This window comes from Cupriavidus sp. FW305-27 (assembly GCF_058787995.1).
This window is the reverse complement of the sequence record NZ_JBYTAG010000044.1, coordinates 15028-34075: the sequence shown is the minus strand read 5'-3', so window position 1 is coordinate 34075 and position 19048 is coordinate 15028. Positions and strand designations below refer to the sequence as shown.

Genomic DNA, 19048 nt, shown 5'->3' with positions numbered 1-19048 from the left:
TTGAGTTGACGGCTCAGCCCTTGTCCTTGGGCGGGAAGATCGAGCGCGGCATGGTGCAATGGATGCCCTGGGTGCCATCGACGACCTGCGTCACGCCGAAGTCAGCCGAGACGCTCATGAGCGAATAGGCATCGTCGCGCGAGAGTCCCTGTTGCTCGGTCAGCAGGTGGATCATGTCGCGGGCCGCGTTCTTGCCGGCTTCATCCAGGTCTTCATGGAAGCCGTGGACGACCCAGCAATCCGGCGTTTCCAGCAGCGGCGAGGGGAAGTGGAAGTCCTTGCGCAGGACCACCTGGAACAGGACGTTCAATGAGGCCTCGATGGCGGTGCCGCTGATCTCGCCGTCGCCTTGCGAGATATGCGGGTCGCCGATCGAGAACAGCGCGCCGTCGACCTGGACCGGGTAGTACATGGTGGCGCCCGCGCCGATGCGCCAGTTGTCGATATTGCCGCCATGCAGGCCGGGCTCGACGGTGGTGACGCGGCCGCGCGCGTCGGGCGCGACGCCAGCGGTGCCCAGGTGCGGGCGCACGGGAACCCGCACACCGGCCAGCGCCGGCTGCCTGCAGCATTCCCGCTCATCCACGAGCTTGCCGGGGATGGTCATCTTGCCGGGGTAGTCGAAGGCGTACAGGGCATGCGCGGTGTTGGAGCGCTGGTCCAGCTCATAGATGGTGACCCGCTCCTTCTCGAACTCTTTGTACAGCTGGCCCCAGTGCGCCGCGGCATTCGCCCCGAAACGGAAGCGCGGAATCATCTGCAGGTAGCGCACCTCCAGCACGTCGCCGGGCTTGGCGTCTTCGACATAGATAGGGCCGGTCATGATGTGCACGCCGGGGTTGCGGTCGTCGTGGGGAATCGCCCGGAAGATCTCGCGAATGGCGTCGTCCATCATCAGGTCGGGGGCATCGCCGGCATGGTGGGTTACCGCTTCGGCGCGGATGAGGTCGCCGCTTTTCACGGTCAGGGCGGGCGCCTTGGCGGCATCGAAGTAGCCCCAGTGGACGGTCTCGGGGCGGGCGGGCAGGTCGTGCAGCATGTTGTCTCCTATGTTTTCTTGCAGCCGTGTCCGCAGCCGTTCACCCGGTGAGCGGCTGGATTCGATGAGGTAATCAGGGACACTGGCTATGCGTGGCAGGCGGGGTATGCCTGGTACCGCGCGGCAGTCCTGCTGGCGCCGCGCGGTGAGTCAATACTAGGGACAGGGCGTTGCGGGGCAGTAGGGCGATTCACCCCAAACTCTTGTGTTGCTGCGTACTAAGGTAAACCCGCTGCACGATGCCGGGTCGCGGCGGGCTGTTAATTCCTGGTTGACATCGTGTCAACGATCTATGGAATTGTCGACAACGCCTTGACAGTGCGGAAGCCCGGCAGAGCCAGGGGCTGATGCTGAGGATGGCAGGGGCCCTGGGCATGGATGCCGCGCAGGTTGCGGGGCTGAAGGCCGCCGGGGGTGGTGTAAGTCGCTGTGCGGCGCCGGCGCAATGCCGGCGCCTGCTATTGCTATTGCGATGGCGCCTCGGGCCATTTCCCCTTGCGGGGAAAGCGCATATCGAACTCGGTGAACACGTGCTCCTCGGAGCGGCAGCTGATGCTTGCCCCCCAGCTGTTCAGCACCTTCTGGCAAAACGCCAGTCCGATGCCGGTGCCGCGATGTGCCGGGTAAGAGAAGAAGGGCTGGAACATCCGGGCCAGCACTTGCGGCGGCACGCCCGTGGCGGTGTCGCGGAACACCACATGGACGGCGTCGGGCCGGACCTCGCAGCGGATATGGATGGTGCCCTTGCCGGCCCGCTTGGTCGCTTCCAGCGCGTTCTTCAGCAAGTTGGTCGTGACCAGCCCGAACAACTGGGCGTTGCCCATCACGTAGGCGGGGCCAGGCAGGTCGACGGTGACCAGATCCAGGTCGCTGTGCTCGAACGGAAACCGGCCGACAGCGTCGCGGATCACACCGCCCAGTTCGAACAGCTCCTGCGTGGCGTTGTCCGGGTTCTTGGAGTTGGCGACCAGCAGTTCAATGCTGTTGCTAATATGGGCCAGGTCTGATTCCATCCGGGCCACGGCCTGCATCAGGCCGTCGCGCTGCGGCGTGTCCTGGTCCAGGGCTGCCGGCAGCCGCGCCTTGAGGCCCCTGGCAGTCATGGCCAGGCTGGTCAGCGGCGTGCGCAGTTCGTGCGCGACGGTGGCCAGCGCGGCGGCCATCCCGCGCCGCTTCTGTTCGGCCAGCAGCTGGCGGTCCATCTTGATCACCACCAGCACCGCGATGACAAAGCCGATCACCGGCAGCTGCAGCAGTACCGGCTCCCACGGGATTCCGCCCATGGAGTTGCCCGCCAGCACGAACAGCGCAATGGCTGCTGCGGCCCCTGAGAACAAGGCAATGGTCGCGAACGCGGTGTTGAAGTGATACAGGATCACCACCGCGATGATGACCGATTCGGCCCACACCATGGAGCCGCCATTCTCCAGGTAGAAGAAGATAAAGGCGAACGGCAGGCCTATGGTAATGGCAAAGAGTGCATAGGGCGGCAGCCAGCGCCGGTCCGAGAAGGCGGAGGCGAACAGCAGCGGCACGAACAGCGCGGTGCAGACCAGGCGCAGCCAGAGGTTTTCATAGGGCTGCGGGAAGATGTAGGACCAGATCACGTAGTACAGCGGGTGTCCGATCACGCCCAGCGCCCCCACCATCTGGATCCGGCGCAGCCGGATGACGCTCTCCTCGTCCAGCAGCGTAGCCCGCGCGGCGGTCTCGAATACAGTCTGCCACGCATCGCGGGCGACGCCGGCAAGTGAGGTGCGGCCGTCTTCCGCTTGCGCTACCTTTGCATCCATCTCCAGGACTACTCCTCGCGGGAGCCTGCCAGCGACCCGCTTGTGGGATTTTGAGACTTGCGCCGGGCCCGGCGCGTCGAGGACCATTCATCCAGCCGGACTTCGTCGCGGATGCTGGCGAGCACGCCGACCAGGCGGTCGATTTCATTGGCGGCAAGTTTCGCATGCAGCGTAAGTCGCATCAATGCCCGATTCTTCGGTGTTGCCGGCGCACAGAATACCGCGCCGAAGATCCCGCGGCTCTGCAGCGCATCGCGCAGCACCTTGACTTGCGGCTCGGTTCCCGCCTCCAGGCCGATGATCTGCTCGGAGCCTTCGCTGATGTTGTAGCCCAGTTCGGCAATCGCAGCCCGGGTGTCGCGAGTGATGGCGTGCAGGCGCGCACGGCGCTCATCCGCCGTGGCGACGAAATCCGTCACGGCATCGAACCACGCAACCTCATGGCGCAGCAGCCCGGAACTGAAAATGGCCGGCCGGGACTCAACCGCGAAGAAGTCCTTGAAGTCGGTCGAACAGGCAACATAGCCGGCGCGGCCGGCAAACGCCTTGGCCAGCGAGGCCGTGCGGAAGTGTACGCGCTCGGACAGCCCGAGCGCGCGCACCAGGCCGCCGCCAGACGGCCCATGGGTGCCGAGCGAGTGCGACTCATCCACCACCAGCACGCAGCCAGACGCCTCCGCCAGGTCGACATAGTCCTCCAGCGGCGCCACGCTGCCGGTGGTGCTGTAGACCGAGTCCACCATGATCACGCCCGGGCCGAAGCGCTCAAGCTGGCGGCGCACGTGCTCGCAATCGTTGTGGCGCACCGGCACGGCCTGCGCGCCCGCGGCGATGATGCCCTCCCACAGGGAGGCATGCCCGTTCATGTCGATATAGACCGGAATGCCGGGGCCGGCAATGCACTGCACCAGGCCGACGTTGGCGGCCCAGCCGGACTGGGCGATCAGCCCGTCCTCGGCCTGCATCAGGTCTGCGATCTTGCGCTCGACGCGCCGCTGCGGGGTGTCGCCGTGCTGGAACACGGACGACATCAGCAACTCCGGCTCCTCATTGAGGAAGGCCCGCGCCTGCGCCTGTACCAGAGAGGTCTCGCCGAGCAGGCAGAGATAGTCGTTGCTGCTCAGGTGCAGTGCATCGGGCCCGGGCGTGCGTCCGTGAAGCAGATGATCGCCGCCCCAGAGCTTGCCCATCCGCTCGTCGAAATGTTGTGCCATCCGCGCCGTGATCCATGGCGGCAGCGTGGGGGCTTTGGCGCGAGAGGCGTGGCGCATCGAGTGCGGAGGCTCGGCTTCGGAGAACATCGGCTTTCCTTCTACAGGTCGGGTAATCAGTGAGATCGGTGGCAAGGCTCTGCATGGCGGTTGCGGCAAAAAGCTGCCGTCCGCGCGCGACGCGGCCGCACCCAGTCCTTCCGGCGAGGTGCCATTGCTGACAAGTCGGGGGAGTCCTGTTGACGTAGCGACCACTGTGCCAGCCTTACTCAGCGATTGTGACCGGACTTCCACCAATCCAACGTCCGTTTGGAGTGGGGGGTGCCGGGTTGAGACAGCCGCGTCGTGGCCGCACCTTCGCCGGCCGATAGGCCGATTTCTCACTGTAAAATGCCTTTAGCATCACTTATGTGATGCTTGCGCTACCTGCTGCGCCGGTCCGTGAAGCCCGGACCGGGCGGGCTCGCGCTTGGCGGGACCTTGTCAGGCCCGGGACTGCCGAATGCTCATCATCAGTTTTGGTGAAGAATGCCCTTTTTGCACGCCCTGTTTACAGGCAGGCGCCTGCGGCAGCGCGCCATAGCCAGGAAGCGGGGCAACATGGGACTTGGCACCGAGGGCGGGAGACAAGGGGACTGCCAGGTACGCAGGTTGCCGCCAGCGTGACCTGGCTGGCGGCGTGTGGGGGAGGGGGGCTTCGGAGAGAGGGCGCTGCCCATGGCGCTTCCAGGCTGGTGCCTTTGGCGCAGGGGTACAGGGCAGCAGCGTGCTGCGACGCTTGTGTCGGGGGCGCCTTACGCCTGGCCTGCCTCGTCGATCAGCGCGGAAACGTCGACGATATACATCTGCCGCTCGGAGTCGTGGATCGAATCGATGCACACGTGCCGCCCGTCGCGGCTCCAGCGTGGATGCAGGTCGCAGCGGTTTTCCTTCTTCAGGACCGGGCTGGTGTAGTAACTGCCCAGGTCATGGCGCACGCCCTGCGCCATGTCGAAGAGAAACAGCACGCGCTCGTTGGTGTGCGCGTCGGGATAGGTGTCGCTGAGCAGCCAGCGCTTGTTGGTGGGCGAGAAGGTCATGTGACCGTTCTCGGTCAGGATGCCGTCGCCGATGACTTCAACCTTGCCGCCGGGGCTGTCGTGGTAGAGGTGGTAGTGGATGCTGCCCGCGTGCGGTCCCCACACGATGATATTGCTATCGTCTTGCCAGAGCGGATGGGAGATCTGGTACTCGGACTTCTCATAGTCGAAGGTGCCGACCGCGTTCGGATCGAAATCTTCGGCAAGCTGCGGCAGCGGATGGTCGGAGCATTCGAGCAAGCGCATGTCGCTGCCGTCCGGATTGACCGTGATCAGCCGGTGCAGGAAGCAGGTTTCGTCCTCGACCCGTTCGGTCCAGCGGTGCAGCAGCAGCACACGCGATGAGGACGGGTTAATTTCGATGTGGCTGACCCAGTGGATGGCCTTGTCCATCGAGGCGCGCGGATTGAAGTTGCGCAGATCAGCGTAGCTCACGACCAGGCGCGTCTGGCCGGTGCGCAGGTCCATGTAGTGGATGCCGTCGTCGGCGGGCGCATTGTCCAGCGCGGGCTGGGTGCCGTGGTCGCTGTAGCCGATGGTCTGGTGCGTGACGTAGAGGCGGCGGTAGTCCACGCACAGTGCATAGCGGCTGTCCGGCGCGACCACATAGACCGGCATCGGCAACTGGCGCGCTTCACCGGTATCGAGGTTGAAGATGGTGGCGCCCAGGTTGGGATAGAAGGCCTTGCTGTCCTGGGTGCGGCAGTTGTAGACAAGCTGGCGCTGTGCTTCCCCATCCAGCCATTGCAGCTGCGAGCCCATCTGCCAGTTCCAGGCGGTAGTTACCCCCACGCGATGGAAGCGGTCGTTGTCCTGCAGGTCGAAGTAGCCGATCTCGGCAACCAGGTCGGGGGTCAGGTCGGCATCGGCCATCGGCACGCGCTGCGCCAGCAGGTAGCGGCCGCTGCGGTCCCAGTTGGTCTTGTTGTAGTAGCCGAAGAAGTGATGAGGCTCGCCCGCGCCGACGCGGCGGCAGGGCAGCGGCTTGGCAATGATGCGTTCCGTTGACATGAAGCGTGTGTGTCCGTGTTGAAGCTGAAGTCTGGAAGGGGCAATGGCTGGCCGCGCGGCCAGCCATGAAGGGGGCGTGTCCGTGCGCGGATGGAAGCCGCTTATTCGGCGCTGATCCTGCCCTTCAGGATCACCTGGTCCCAGCGCACTTTCTCCGCGGCGACGAACTTCTGCGCGGCATCGCGCGTATTGGCCACCGGGGTCATGCCCTGCTCTTGCAGTCCCTGCCGGAACTCCGGCGTGGCCACGATCTGGCGGATATCGGCGTTGAGCTTGTCCGCGATCGCATCGGGCACCCTGGCGCCAACCGCAACCGTGGTCCAGGAAGTCGCCACGAACGACGGGTAGCCGGCTTCGCTGGCAGTGGGCACATCGGGCAGCGCGGCCGAGCGGGTCTTGCCGGTCACCGCCAGCGCCTTGAGCTTGCCGGAGCGGATATAGGCCAGCGTGGTGGGCGGATTCTCGAACATCATGTCGATCTGGCCGCCGAGAAGATCCGTCATGGCCGCGGAGCTGCCCTTGTATGGCACGTGCGTGATCGGGGCATTGGCATTAAGGCGGAACAGCTCACCCATCATGTGCACCGAGGAACCGACGCCGGCCGAGCCGAAGGTCCGCGTGTCTGGCTGCTGGCGCGCCAGGCTGGCCAGTTGCTGCAGGTTGTTCACCGCCAGCTTCGGGTTGACCACCACCACGTGCGGCATCTCGGCCAGCACCGTCACGACCTTGAGGTCGGTGGCGGGGTTGTAGTTCAGCTTCTTGAAGGTGGCATAAGTGGCGTGCAGGCCCAGCGAGCCCAGCAGCAGCGTGTAGCCGTCGGGCGCCGCATCGACCACGGCCTTGCCCCCGATATGGCCGCCGGCGCCGGGCCGGTTCTCGACCACCACCGATTGCTTGTAGAGCTTGCCCAGCCGGTCGGCCAGCATGCGTGCCTGCAGGTCCGAGCTGCCCCCGGCGCTGAACGGCACGATGATCCGGATCGTGTGGTCCGGATAGCCCGGCTGGGCGAGCGCGCTGCCCGTGCCGGCGATGGCCAGCACGGCCGCAACGATCGCGCGTTTCCAAACATTCCGGGGTGAATGCCGCTTCATCAACTTTCTCCTTGGGTTCTGGTCCTGCCGTCTTGGAAGCGGCAATGCGAAGCGAGTGTAGAGGAGGGGTTGGCATTCTGAATAATTCTTTGTTCAATGCACCCTATGCAGATTTGATATACATTGCCCGACGCGCCCGTCCCTTGCCGATGCCATGTCCCGTCCCCTGAATTTCCGCCAGATCGAGGCGTTCCGCGCGGTCATGCTGACCGGAACCACGACCGCGGCCGCTGCCATGCTGCATACGACCCAGCCGTCGGTGAGCCGATTGCTGGCCCAGATGCAGGCGGCGACTGAACTGAAGCTGTTCGATATCCAGAAGGGCCGGCTGCGGCCGACGCAGGAAGCGCGGCGCCTGTTCGACACGGTGCAGAACCACTTCCAGGGGCTGGCGCGGATCGAACAGGACGTGGCGGTGCTGCGCAAGTCCGGCACCGGCGTGCTGCGTATCGGTTGCACGCCTTCACTCGGGCTGGGGGTGATGCCCAAGGTGATCCGGCCGTTCACCGAGCGCCACCCGGACGTGCATATCAGCCTGCAAACGGTCGGCGGGCACCAGTTGCGCGAAGGGTTGCTGCATGGCCTCTACGACCTGGTGCTGACCACCAGCGAGATCGATCATCCGCACCTGGATGTCAACGTGGTGCATCAGTCGGGGGCGGTGTGCGTCATGCACCCGGAACACGCGCTGGCGGCGCGCGACACCCTTCGCGTGCGCGACTTGCGCGGGCAGTTCCTGATCCTGCTGAACGCAGACGATGCGCTGCACCTGGCGGTGCAGCGGCTCATGCAAAAAGCCGGCGTCGAGCCGTCGGCGACCATCGAGACCACTTACTCAGGCACGATCTGCACGATGGCGGCCGAAGGGGCGGGCATAGGGATCGTCAATCCCTATGTCGCGGCTGTATTCGGACACGGCTTGCGGGTGGTGCCGCTCGCACCGCGCTGCCCGGTGGAGGTGCGCATGGCGTTCTCCGGGCATTCCGCGCCATCGGAGATCGCGGAGGAATTCGCGGCGCTGCTGGCGGCGCATTTTCGCGTGCGCTCGCCGCTGGCGGAGAAGGCGGGGCGGGGGCGGGGCTGAAGGCCCCGGGCAGTCGCTCAGTCCAGCGACACGCCGAGCTTGCGGATCAGTTCGCCCCAGCGCGTACGCCCCGCGGCCAGCCATTGCGCTGCCGCCGCGCCGTTGCTCGTCTGCGGCCGCACGCCCTGTGCCAGCAGCTTCTTCTGGAAATCCGCGTCCGCGAAGACGGTCTTGAGCTGCTGCTCCCAGCGCGCACGGATGGCCGCGGGCGTGCCTGAGGGCAGGAACATGACGAAGGCGAACTCGGCATCGAAGTTGGCGATGCCGGTCTCTGCCACCGTCGGCACGTCCGGGAGCAAGGGGTCGCGCTTGAGGCCGGACACCGCAAGCGCGACCAGCTTGCCGCCCTTGATGTATTGCACGGCGGTCGGCGTGGCCAGGAATCCTGCCGGTACCTGACCCGCGAGCACGTCGCTCAGCGCTGGCGCATTGCCCTTGTAGGGGACATGGGTGCCCCGGATCTGCGTGCGTGCCTTCAGCATCTCGAACACAATATGGCCCGGCGATGCTACGCCAGCCGATGCATAGGACAGGTCTTTGTCCTTGCCGGCAGCCAGGAACTGCTTCAGGTCGCGGATTTTCAGGCCGGGATGCGTGACCAGCACCTGATTGAAGGTGCCGGCCAGGCCAACCGGCTCCAGGTCGCGGACCGGGTCGAACGACATCTTGCGATAGGCGAACGGGTTGACGGTGACCACGGTGTCAGTCGACATCAGCAACGTGTAGCCGTTCGGCGTCGCATGCGCGACGGCTTCGGCACCGATGTTGCCGCCGGCGCCGGAGCGGTTCTCCACCACGACCGGCTGCTTCAGGTCGCGCCCGGCACGCTCGGCAATGAGCCGTGCCACGGTGTCGAGCGGGCCACCTGCAGGAAAGTTGACGATCAGGCGGACCGGCTTGGCCGGGTAGGCATCCTGCGCGCAGGCGGGGACCGCGGCCGCCAGCATGGCTGCGGCGATCAGTATTCTGAAGGGACGGCGTGTCATGGTTGTCTCCGTGGATATTGTTGTCATGGGGTGCTGCCGCTGGTGGTGCGGGCGGACCCGATTCAGGCAAGCGCGGTCGGATTGGGGCTGGCGTCGCTGTGCGAGATCATCGTGACCAGCAGCTGGTGCAGCAGCGCCTGGCGCGTGCTTGCCAGCGCTGGCGCATCCCACAGGTTGTGCGATTCGGTTGGGTCGGTTTCAAGGTCGTAGAGTTCGCCCCACGGCGCGCCTTCGTACACACTGAGCCGATAGCGCGCGGTTTGCAGCGTCCGCATGCGCGTGCGCATCGGGAAGCCGAACATGGTGCGCTGGTTCTCTTCCTCGATCAGCAGGGCTTCCCGCGGCAATGCCTCGCCGGCGATGGCGGGCAGCAGCGACAGGCCTTGCATGCCGTTGTAGGGCGCGCAGCCCGCGCGCGCGAGGATCGACGGCGCGATATCGATGCTCGAGCACAGTGCCTGGCTGCGTGCGGCGCGGGCATCGGTGGCCGTGCGCGCTGCGGGTTCCGACCAGATCAGCGGCGTGCGGATCAGGCCCTGGTAGTGCAGCGGCCCTTTCCAGAGCAACTGGTGATCGCCGAAGAAGTCGCCATGGTCGCTGGTGAACAGGACCACAGTGTTGCGATCCAGGCCGAGCGCGGCCAGGTGCGCCATCACGCGGCCGATGGTGTCGTCGATATGCGCGATCGAGCCATAGTTCAGCGCCAGCGCTTCGCGGGCCTCGCGCGCCGTGCAGGCGAACATCGCCGGCGTATGCTTGACGGCGCGGCCGGCGTCGCGCTGCGCGTGCATCCAGCGCAGGTGCGGCGGCGCCAGCGCCGGATCGGCGTCGAACGAGAGCGGCAGGGTCATGTCCTCGGGCCGGTACATGTCCCAGAATCGGCCGGGTGGCGTGAACGGGTGATGGGGATCCGGAAACGAACACTGGATCATGAAGGGGGCGTCCTCCTGCGCGTATTGCCCGAGCAGGTCAATGGTGCGATCGCCGATCCATGCCGTGGTCGACAGCGTTTCCGGTACGCGCGTGCGCCAGGCCTGCCGCGCTTCGGCCAACACATAGCCAGGCGTCGGGATGGCATGCTCCTGGCCGCAGGCACGCGCTACTTCGGGATGGCGCTGCTCCAGCCAGCGCCGGTAATGCCCGCCGGCCGTGTCGCCATGGTCGGTCACCAGCTGCACGTCGGCAAAGCCGTAATACGGCAGGGACATGGCGAAGTCAGGATCGTCGCGCCAGGCCGGTCCCCATTCCTGGTCGAAGCGCCCGCTTTCAGGCCGGCGCGCTTCGCCCTCCGTGCGCGGATCGCCGGGACGTGGCCAGACGGGCGCAAGGCCGGTCATGTTCTGCAGATGCGATTTGCCGACCAGCCCCGTGCGATAGCCGGCATCGCGCAACCGCTCGACGAACGTCGTCTGTGACAGCGGCAAGGGAATGCCATTGTGGCGCGCGCCGTGTACCGACGGCATGCGCCCGGTCATCAGCGATGCGCGGTTCGGCATGCAGATCGGCGAGGCCACATAGCAGCGCTCTGCCACCCAGCCGTGGCTGCCGAGCCGGTCGATATTGGGCGTCTGCACCACGGCGTTGCCATAGATGCCGAGATGGTCGGCGCGATGCTGGTCGGTGATGAACAGCAGGAAATTGGGGCGGGCGCTGGCGGGAATGCTGGACGGGGGCATGGCAATGGCGGCTTGCGGGGGATGGAAAAATTATTGCATCGTCCGCGATTCCATTGAAATGATTAATATGGCCTCTGCTATAACCTGAAACTCATACCATGGACTGGACCCAACGGATGCGTATCCGCCAGCTGCATGTGCTGGTGGCGCTACATGAAACCCGCAATGTCAGCCGTACCGCTGCGCGCCTGAACATGACCCAGCCAGCCCTGTCGCGCTGGCTGGCCGAGCTGGAGAGTGAACTGGGGGTGGCGCTGTTCGAGCGGCATTCGCGCGGCCTGGTGCCGACCCGCTTCTGCGAAGCGCTGGTCGTACATGCCCGCACCATCCTCAATGAGATCGAACGCACCCAGGCCACCATTCGCGTGATGGCAGAAGGCGCGGCTGGGCAACTGGCGATCGGCGCGACGCCAACCGTATCGGTCGACCTGCTGCCGTCGGCGATCAGCCGGTTCCGCGAGCGCTTTCCCGATGCCCACCTGACGCTGGCAGAGGGCACCGTCGAAGACATGCTGCCGGCCCTGCGCGAAGGACGGCTGGACTTCGTCATGGGGCGTACCGAAGTGCAGGGCATCGACGGCGCGCTGCGCTGCGACCTGTTATATCCGGAGACCATCCGCGTGATCGCCGGCCCCACGCATCCGCTCGCGCGCAAGCGCAAGGTCGGGTGGGCGGATACGCGCGCCTATACCTGGGTGGGGCCGCCCGTGACCAGCCAGATCCGGCGCGAGCTGGACTACGAACTGGCACTGGCCGGCGAACCCGCCCCATGCGTGCGGATCGAGAGCGCGACGTTGCTTGCCAACGTGTCGCTGCTGCAGCAGGGAGAACTGCTGGCCGTGATGTCAGGCCGGATGGCAGCGTTCTTCAGTCGCCTGGGGCAGGTGGCGATATTGCGGCTGCCATACCGGCGCGAGGGCATGGTCGGCGTGCTCCGGCGCCGGGACACCGAGCAGACGCCGCTGCGGCAGGCGTTCATGGACGCGCTGGCTGCCAGCGCGCACGGATAGTCAGATAGTCAGCAAGGACGCCATCCGGCTACCGCGCCGGTTGCCTCGCATCTGGCTCAGGCCCACTCCCCTCCAGCGCCGCCCCACGCGCCTCCATCGTCCTGCGCGCAATATTGAGCTGGTGGATCTGCGTCGTGCCTTCATACAGCCGGAACAACCGCACATCGCGATAGAAGCGCTCGGCCACGGTGCGTGCCATATACCCGCTGCCGCCGAACACCTGCACCGCGCGGTCGGCCACGCGGCCGGACATTTCGGAGGCGAACAGCTTGCACATCGACGCCTCCATGGTCATGTCCTCGCCGGCGTCGCGCTTGCGCGCGGTGTCGAGCACCAGTGCGCGGGCGGCGTGCAATTCCGTATTGCTGTCGGCGATCATCTGCTGCACCAGCTGGTAGTCCGCGATCGGCTTGCCGAACTGCCGGCGCTGCGCCGCGTAGCGGACCATCTCGTCGACCAGCCGGATGGCGGGCCCCACGCACAGGCCGGCCAGGTTGATGCGCTGCTTGTTGAGCGCCTTCATCGCCGTCTTGAAGCCGACATTGGGTTTGCCGCCGACGATGGCGCTGGCCGGCACGCGGCAGTCCTTCAGGTAGACATCGCCCACCGGCGAGCCGTGCTGTCCCATCTTGCGTTCCGGTTCGCTGGTGCTGAGGCCCGGGGTGCCGCGCTCGATCAGGAAGGCGCTGATGCCATGGGCTCCCGGTGTATCGGGATTGGTGCGGGCGAACACGGTGAACAGGTCGGCGATCGGCGCATTGGTGATAAAGCACTTGCTGCCGTTCAGCACGTAGTGATCGCCGTCTTGCCTTGCGGTGGTTTGCAGTGATGTCGCATCGGAGCCGGCTTCCGGTTCGGTCAGCGCAAAGCAGCCGGTCACCTTGCCGGAGGCCAGTTGCGGCAGGTAGCGCTGCCGCTGCGCTTCGGTGCCGTCGGCCACCAGCGATTCGGAGGCGATCCCGGTATTACCGCCGAAGCGGGCACGGAACACGGTGGCGGCCTGCGAGACCTCGATGTTCACCAACGCCAGCTCCTCGGTGGTCAGCCCTGCGCCACCGTACGCTTCGGGGATGCTGTGGCCGAACAGGCCGAGGCGGCGCATCTGTTCGACCACGGGCTCGGGGATGACATCGGTGCGGTCGATCTCCGCCTCTAGCGGGATGCAGGTTTCGAGCACGAAGCGGCGGATATCGGCAAGCAGCGCTTGCTGGCGGGCGGAGTCGCGGATCATGGAATGTTTCCGGTAGGTTGGATGAGCGTGTGCGGCTACTGTGCCGTGATGCCGGCGGTCTTCAGCACGCCGGTCCATTTCTTGGTTTCCGTGTCCAGGAAGCGGTCGAATGCGGCGGTGGATTGCGGTGCCAGGTCCATGCCGAGTTCGGCCAGGCGGCGTGCCGTGGCGGGGTCCGCGGTGGCCTGCGCGGCGGCCTCGGCCAGCTTGCGCACCACCGCGTCCGGCGTGCCCTGCGGCGCGACCAGGCCGAACCACCCGCCCACTTCATAGCCGGGCAGGCGCGCGGCCTCGGCCACGGTGGGCACGTCGGGCATCACGGCTGAGCGTTTTGCTGAAGTCACCGCCAGCGCGCGCAGCTTGCCGCTTTGCACCTGCTGGCGGGCAATGGCCGAGGTCAGCGCCATCATCGAGACGCGCGCGCCCAGCAGGTCGCTCATGGCCTCGGGCTGGCCCTTGTAGGGCACGTGGGTGAGCTTCACTTGCGTCATCTGCGCCAGCAGTTCGGCCGACAGATGGTTCGAGGTGCCGACGCCCGCGCTGGCGTAGGTCAGCGTGCCGGGCTTGCTGCGCGCGGCGTCGAGCAGTTCAGGCAGTGTGCGCAGCGGCGACGAAGCCGGCACCACGATCACGTTGGGTACGGCACCAATGCCCGCCACCGCGCGGAAGTCCTTGCCGCTCTTGCCCTGGATCGACGGGTTCAGCATCGGCCCGACCACATAGCTGGGGCTGACCGCCAGCAGCGTATAGCCGTCGGCGGGTGACCGGGCGACGAAGTCCGCGCCGATGGCGCCGCCGGCGCCGGTCTTGTTCTCGACGATGACGGGCTGCTTCAGTACCTTGGCCATGTTCTCCGCGGTGATGCGGGTGACGGAGTCGACCACACCGCCCGCCGAGAACGGCACGATGATCCGTATCGGGTGGTCCGGGAAGCGCGCCGCATTGTCAGGGGCGGCCAGCACTGGCAGCGGCATCAGCGCGGCGCAGGCCAGCATGCCGGCAGCGAGCCGGCGCAACGGTTGGATGGCATCCATCTTGTCTCCTTGGGTTGCCTGCGCCGGGGGATTTCCCGCGGCGCGGTTTCATGCGGGCCTCTGGCGGGCCGCTTGTCATGCCGGCGACATCGCCGGCAGAGTGCATTGCTGCGTCCTGCCGGCTAGCGCGCGCAGCTCAGTTCGATCTGCCGCACTGCCTCGCGCAGCCTTGGCGCCACCTCGCGCTCCAGCATGTTGTCGCGGTTGCGCGATGCGGCGATGGTGCAGTTCAGCGCAAACGGGTCTTCGTGCAGCGACTGGCGCACGGGTGCCGCGATCGCGTGGATCTCTGGCCGCCACTCGCCGCGGCTCAGGCAGTAGCCGTGGGCGCGGAAATGCTTCTGGTCGTCCGCCCACATCTGGCGCTCAACGTTGAAGCGCTCCGGATCGTCCACGCGCAGCCGGTTCAGCAGTGCCGTGCGCTCGTCTGCGCTGCAGGCCAGCAAGATCGCGCGGCCGATCGCGCTGGCCAGCAGCGGCCGGGTGCTGCCGATGTCCGGCTGGTAGAGGTTGCCGGGATCCAGCCGGCAACTGTCCACGTACACCACCGACAACCGCTCGCGCATGCCCAGGTTCACCGTGCAGCCGGTTTCCCGTGCAATGGCCTCCATATAAGGCCGCGCCACCTGGCGGATCGCCAGCCCGGCCAGCATCGGGTAGGCCAGCGCCAGCACGCCGGCGCCCAGCCGGTACTTCTGGTTGCCGGGCACGCGGCTCAGGAAGCCGAGCAGCCCCAGCGTGTAGGTCAGCCGCGACACCGTCGCCTTGGGCAGCCCCGTGCGCGCCACGATGTCCTGGTTGCCCAGCACCGGGCTGGACGGCGTGAAGGCACGCAGCACCTCCAGCCCGCGCGCCAGGTTGGTGGCGAACTGGCGGTCGGTGGCCAGTGCATCCTCGCTGGCCAGGCCGGGCAGGGGCAGGTGTTCCGGGTTGCGGTCCATGCTGTGCGGTGGTTGCTTGGGTTCCATGCTGGGATCCGGGAATGGGGGCGTCAATGTTGTAGCACGACAGTTCCGCACAGCGAAACCGTGCTTGCATCCGGGCAAGCCGCCTGCCACCTTGCAGCAGACGCCAATGCCGCCGGAGGCCCGCCATGCAAGACCAGGACACACACGCTGTATCGCCAGACGCACACTGCACAGGCCCACTGGCCGGACTGCGCATCCTGGACATGGCCACCGTGGTGGCCGGCCCGTTTTCCGCCACGCTGTGTGCCGACATGGGCGCCGATGTGGTCAAGCTGGAGCTGCCCGACGGCAGCGATCCGCTGCGCGGGCTTGAACCGGTTACCGAGGACCACGCCCTGTACTGGAAGGTGACCAACCGCGGCAAGCGCGGCATCTCGCTCGACGTGCGCACGCCGCGCGGCCGCGAGATCTTCCTGCGCTTGCTGCCCCAGTTCGATGTGCTGGTCGAGAACTTCCGCACCGGCACGCTCACGCGCTGGGGGCTGGATCTCGACACCCTCCATGCGGCCAACCCGAAGCTGATCGTGCTGCGGCTGACCGGCTTCGGCCAGACCGGGCCCGATGCGGCGCGGCCCGGCTTTGCCCGCATCTTTGAAGCCAGGAGCGGCTTCACCAACCTGGCGGGCACCGCGCAGAGCGGACCGATGCATATGAACTACCCGGTGGGGGACATGATCGCCGGGCTGTTCGGCGCGTTTGCGATTGCCACTGCGGTGGCAGAGCAGCGCGCCAGGCCCGGCCAGCGCGGCCGCGAGATCGACCTGGCCGCCACCGAGGCGTTGTTCCGCCTGCTGGATCCGCTGGCCATCGAATATGAACAGTTGGGGCATGTGCGCCAGCGCGCCGGCAACCGCACCACCTACGCGGCGCCGTCCAACATGTACCGCACCGCGGACGAGATCTGGGTCACGGTAGTGGCCTCCTCCGACGCCACCTTCCGCCGGCTGGCCGAGGCCATGGGCGCACCGCAACTGGCGCAGGCGCCGGAATACGCCACCAACGCCGGGCGCGTGCGCAATATCGAAGCGCTGGACGGCAGCATTGCCGAATGGTTTGCCGCGCAGCCCTATGCCGCCGTGGCGGCCCGGCTGGAGCAGTGCCAGGTGCCATTCAGCAAGGTATTCAGCATCGCCGATATCGTCGACGACCCGCAGATGGCGGCGCGCCAGGCCATCGTGCGGCTGCCCGATCCGGACCTGGGCTCGGTGCCGGCGCCATGCGTGGTGCCGCGCTTCTCGGGCTATGCGCCGCCGTCACCGCGTACCGGGCCGGATGTGGGCGAACACAATGCCGAGGTCTATGGGCGGCTTGGTATCGGGGATGAGGAGCTGGTCCGGCTGCGGGCGGAGGGCGTGGTCTGACACACCGGGCGCGAAGGCTCACTCCCCAGTCATCAGCGCCGAGAAGTCCCCCACGATCTGCCGCAACAGCCGTGCCGCCGGCGGCGACAACACCCGGCCCTGGCGCGACACGGTCTGGATTTCCCCCTGGTAAAGCAGGGGGTTTTTCATTGGCAGCGACACCACGGGCGCCTCGTTAAGCTGGTTCCACAAGGCCAGGCGCGTACACAGGACGTAGCCAAGCCCCGCCGCCGCGAAGTGCCCCAGCGCATTGAATGACGAGGTGGTCAGCAGCGACTGCAGGCGCACGCCCTCGCTGATCTCTGCGGCCTCGATGTGCTGGCGCACGCCGAAGGTCCGGTGCAGGGTGGCGCCAGGGTAGGGCAGCAGGTCCTGCAGGTCCAGCGGCCGGCCCAGCTGCGCCAGCGGGTGCGAGGCCAGCACCTGGGTCTGGATCGGCATCGGATGGGCGTGGTGGCAGCGCAGCCGCGCGTCCTTGGGGGGCTGGAACACCAGCCCGATATGGGCGCTGCCATCGACAATGCGCTGCACGATCTCGTCGGTGCTGCCCACCGACAGGTCCACCGTGATGCCCGGGTGGGCCAGCATGAAGGTGCGCAGGCTATGGCGCATCAGCCATTCGACGAAACCTTCGCCCGCCACGATGTCGATATGGCCGCGCGCCACCTTCTGGATGCTGTCGAGTTCGGCCAGCAACTGCTGCTTCTGGTTGTTCTGGTTGCGCACGTAGGCGGCCAGCAGATCGCCCGCCTCGGTGGCAACCACGCCGCGGCCGTGCCGCTCCAGCAGGCGCGTGCCGCAGTCTTTCTCCAGCACGGCGATGGCCCGGCTGACGGCTGAGGGGTCCATGTCGAGGACTTCGGCGGCGCCGCGGACCGAGCCGCTGTCGAGCACCTGCATGAAGTAACGCACGCGCCGCGTGTCAAGTTTGTCGTCCATCGAAAGCACGTGTCACTCCGGTTGAGCGTTGCATTGAATGCAACAAGTTTCCCATATCACGATCATTGATGAAACGCTCAGGCGCCGGAATACTAGCCCGATCCTTCGGTAAGCGGTCAAGATCGAACCGGAATGCCGAAGAGAGCACGTTTGTGCGACATAAGCAGCCTTCCCGCGGAGACACCCGATGACCAACCCCATTGCCCAGCCGGCGCTTGCGTCCGCTTCCCCGATTGCCGCCGTCACCGGCAGTGGCAAGGTACGACTGGCCGTTGTCACGCTGGTCGTGGTGGCGATTGCCGAAACCATTGGCGCGGTGCAGTTCAAGCTGGGGCCCGGCAAGGTCGTGCTGATGCCGATGCTGTGGGCGCTGCTGATGGCCGCGGCGTGGGGCATCGCGGCCCGGAACGTGCCGCGCGCGGTGCGCATCGACGCGCCGCTGCAATCGCTTGCCACCGGGCTGCTCAATGCCGGGCTGCTGCTGTTCGTGGTGAAGCTCGGCCTGACCGTGGGCGGCGCGCTGCCGCAGCTCAAGGGCGCAGGCTGGGCGCTGTTGTTCCAGGAGTTCGGGCACGCGCTCGGGACACTGGCGCTGGGCCTGCCGCTGGCCTTGCTGCTGGGCATCAAGCGCGAGGCCGTCGGCGCGACCTTCTCGGTCGGGCGCGAGGGCAATATCGTCATCATCGGCGAGAAATACGGCATGGCGTCGCCGGAAGGCCGCGGCGTGCTGGCCGAGTACATCACCGGCACCGTGCTGGGCGCGCTCTTCATCGCGGTGCTGTCGGGGTTTGTCAGCAGCCTGGGCATCTTCGATCCGCGTTCGCTGGCCATGGGTGCCGGCGTGGGCTCGGGCAGCCTGATGGCGGCGGCCGTCGGCGCCATCGTCGCGCAGCACCCCGGGCAGGCTTCCGAGATCATGGCGATTGCCGCGGCGTCGAACCTGCTGACCTCGGTGGCCGGCTTCTACTTCACGCTGTTCCTGTCGCTGCCGCTGTGCTCATGGCTGTACGGCAAGCTGGAGCCGGTACTGGGCCGCTTCTCGCGCCGTGACGCCATGCGCGAGGTGCGGGACGTCAAGCTCGATGGCGCGCTGGCGCACGGCACCTCGGCGCGGGATGCCGCCCTGGGCTGGTTCCTGGTTGGTGCCGGCGTGCTGATCGGCAACAAGCTGTCATACAACGTGCCGGTGTCGGTATCGCTCAAGGGCATCCTGGTAGCCATTGCCATCGTGGTGGCCTGCGACCTGCTCAAGCGCGTGTTCCCGCGCGTGCCGCTGCTGCTGACGATGTCGGTGGTGGTCACGCTGATCGGCGTGCCGGGGATGTTCCCGTTCTCCGACGCCGTCATCGCCATGACGGAAAAACTCAACTTCATGACCTTCACCACGCCGGTGCTGGCGCTGGCGGGCTTCTCGGTGGCCAAGGACCTGCCGGTGTTCCGGCTGCTCGGCTGGCGCATCGTGGTGGTGTCGCTGACGGCCACGGCCGGCACCTTCCTCGGCGCCACGCTGATTGCCGAGTTCTTCCACTGAATCC

At 66.7% G+C, this 19048-nt stretch carries 15 protein-coding genes; 4 read left to right on the top strand and 11 right to left on the bottom strand.

Features of this window, described 5'->3' with window-relative positions; genetic code table 11:
• Positions 1-13 precede the first annotated feature (13 nt).
• The 5 genes from AC3WRI_RS20790 to AC3WRI_RS20770 all read right to left on the bottom strand — a co-directional run bounded on the left by AC3WRI_RS20790 (position 14) and on the right by AC3WRI_RS20770 (position 7224).
• Positions 14-1039, bottom strand: coding sequence for an acetamidase/formamidase family protein (locus AC3WRI_RS20790; RefSeq protein WP_010812531.1), 1026 nt, complete (start codon positions 1037-1039; stop codon positions 14-16).
• A gap of 464 nt (positions 1040-1503) precedes the next feature.
• A complete protein-coding gene (locus AC3WRI_RS20785; RefSeq protein ID WP_010812530.1) occupies positions 1504-2832 on the bottom strand; it encodes a sensor histidine kinase in 1329 nt (442 codons plus the stop codon).
• 8 nt (positions 2833-2840) lie between these two features.
• The gene (gene cqsA, locus AC3WRI_RS20780; RefSeq protein WP_011616625.1) at positions 2841-4133 is read right to left on the bottom strand and encodes an alpha-hydroxyketone-type quorum-sensing autoinducer synthase; all 1293 of its coding nucleotides are present in this window, start codon (positions 4131-4133) and stop codon (positions 2841-2843) included.
• 704 nt (positions 4134-4837) lie between these two features.
• Positions 4838-6133: a hypothetical protein gene (locus AC3WRI_RS20775; protein WP_454750299.1), complete on the bottom strand. Its 1296-nt coding sequence runs from the start codon at positions 6131-6133 to the stop codon at positions 4838-4840.
• A 101-nt stretch (positions 6134-6234) separates the two neighbouring features.
• The gene (locus AC3WRI_RS20770) at positions 6235-7224 is read right to left on the bottom strand and encodes a Bug family tripartite tricarboxylate transporter substrate binding protein (protein WP_011616627.1); all 990 of its coding nucleotides are present in this window, start codon (positions 7222-7224) and stop codon (positions 6235-6237) included.
• A 154-nt stretch (positions 7225-7378) separates the two neighbouring features.
• Here AC3WRI_RS20770 and AC3WRI_RS20765 point away from each other — a divergent pair, with 154 nt between their 5' ends.
• Complete coding sequence (locus AC3WRI_RS20765) at positions 7379-8308, top strand: LysR substrate-binding domain-containing protein (RefSeq protein ID WP_058698918.1); 930 nt, start codon at positions 7379-7381, stop codon at positions 8306-8308.
• A gap of 17 nt (positions 8309-8325) precedes the next feature.
• On the opposite strand, the gene AC3WRI_RS20760 is transcribed toward AC3WRI_RS20765, so the two are convergent.
• Positions 8326-9294, bottom strand: coding sequence for a Bug family tripartite tricarboxylate transporter substrate binding protein (locus AC3WRI_RS20760; RefSeq protein ID WP_492293982.1), 969 nt, complete (start codon positions 9292-9294; stop codon positions 8326-8328).
• Positions 9295-9356: 62 nt separating this feature from the next.
• Positions 9357-10970, bottom strand: a complete 1614-nt coding sequence (locus AC3WRI_RS20755; protein ID WP_492293980.1) for a sulfatase family protein — start codon at positions 10968-10970, stop codon at positions 9357-9359.
• A 98-nt stretch (positions 10971-11068) separates the two neighbouring features.
• Between AC3WRI_RS20755 and AC3WRI_RS20750 the strand changes: the two genes are divergently transcribed.
• On the top strand, positions 11069-11980 hold the full coding sequence (locus AC3WRI_RS20750; RefSeq protein WP_035827359.1) for a LysR family transcriptional regulator: 912 nt from the start codon (positions 11069-11071) through the stop codon (positions 11978-11980).
• Positions 11981-12008: 28 nt separating this feature from the next.
• Here AC3WRI_RS20750 and AC3WRI_RS20745 read toward each other — a convergent pair whose 3' ends face one another.
• From AC3WRI_RS20745 to AC3WRI_RS20735, 3 genes are all read right to left on the bottom strand, one after another.
• Positions 12009-13211 (bottom strand): acyl-CoA dehydrogenase family protein, encoded by a 1203-nt coding sequence (locus AC3WRI_RS20745; RefSeq protein ID WP_492293978.1) that lies wholly within the window; start codon positions 13209-13211, stop codon positions 12009-12011.
• 35 nt (positions 13212-13246) lie between these two features.
• Positions 13247-14245 carry a Bug family tripartite tricarboxylate transporter substrate binding protein gene (locus AC3WRI_RS20740; protein ID WP_492293976.1) on the bottom strand — a complete coding sequence of 333 codons (999 nt, stop codon included), beginning with the start codon at positions 14243-14245 and terminating at the stop codon, positions 13247-13249.
• A 122-nt stretch (positions 14246-14367) separates the two neighbouring features.
• Entirely contained in the window at positions 14368-15213 is an 846-nt protein-coding gene (locus tag AC3WRI_RS20735) for an IclR family transcriptional regulator (protein ID WP_371258387.1), read from the bottom strand.
• Positions 15214-15338: 125 nt separating this feature from the next.
• On the opposite strand from AC3WRI_RS20735, the gene AC3WRI_RS20730 reads away from it, so the two are divergent.
• On the top strand, positions 15339-16574 hold the full coding sequence (locus AC3WRI_RS20730) for a CaiB/BaiF CoA transferase family protein (protein ID WP_010812519.1): 1236 nt from the start codon (positions 15339-15341) through the stop codon (positions 16572-16574).
• Between the two features lie 18 nt (positions 16575-16592).
• Here AC3WRI_RS20730 and AC3WRI_RS20725 read toward each other — a convergent pair whose 3' ends face one another.
• A complete protein-coding gene (locus AC3WRI_RS20725; protein ID WP_010812518.1) occupies positions 16593-17513 on the bottom strand; it encodes a LysR family transcriptional regulator in 921 nt (306 codons plus the stop codon).
• Between the two features lie 187 nt (positions 17514-17700).
• Here AC3WRI_RS20725 and AC3WRI_RS20720 point away from each other — a divergent pair, with 187 nt between their 5' ends.
• Positions 17701-19044, top strand: a complete 1344-nt coding sequence (locus AC3WRI_RS20720; RefSeq protein WP_492293974.1) for a DUF3100 domain-containing protein — start codon at positions 17701-17703, stop codon at positions 19042-19044.
• Positions 19045-19048: the final 4 nt, after the last annotated feature.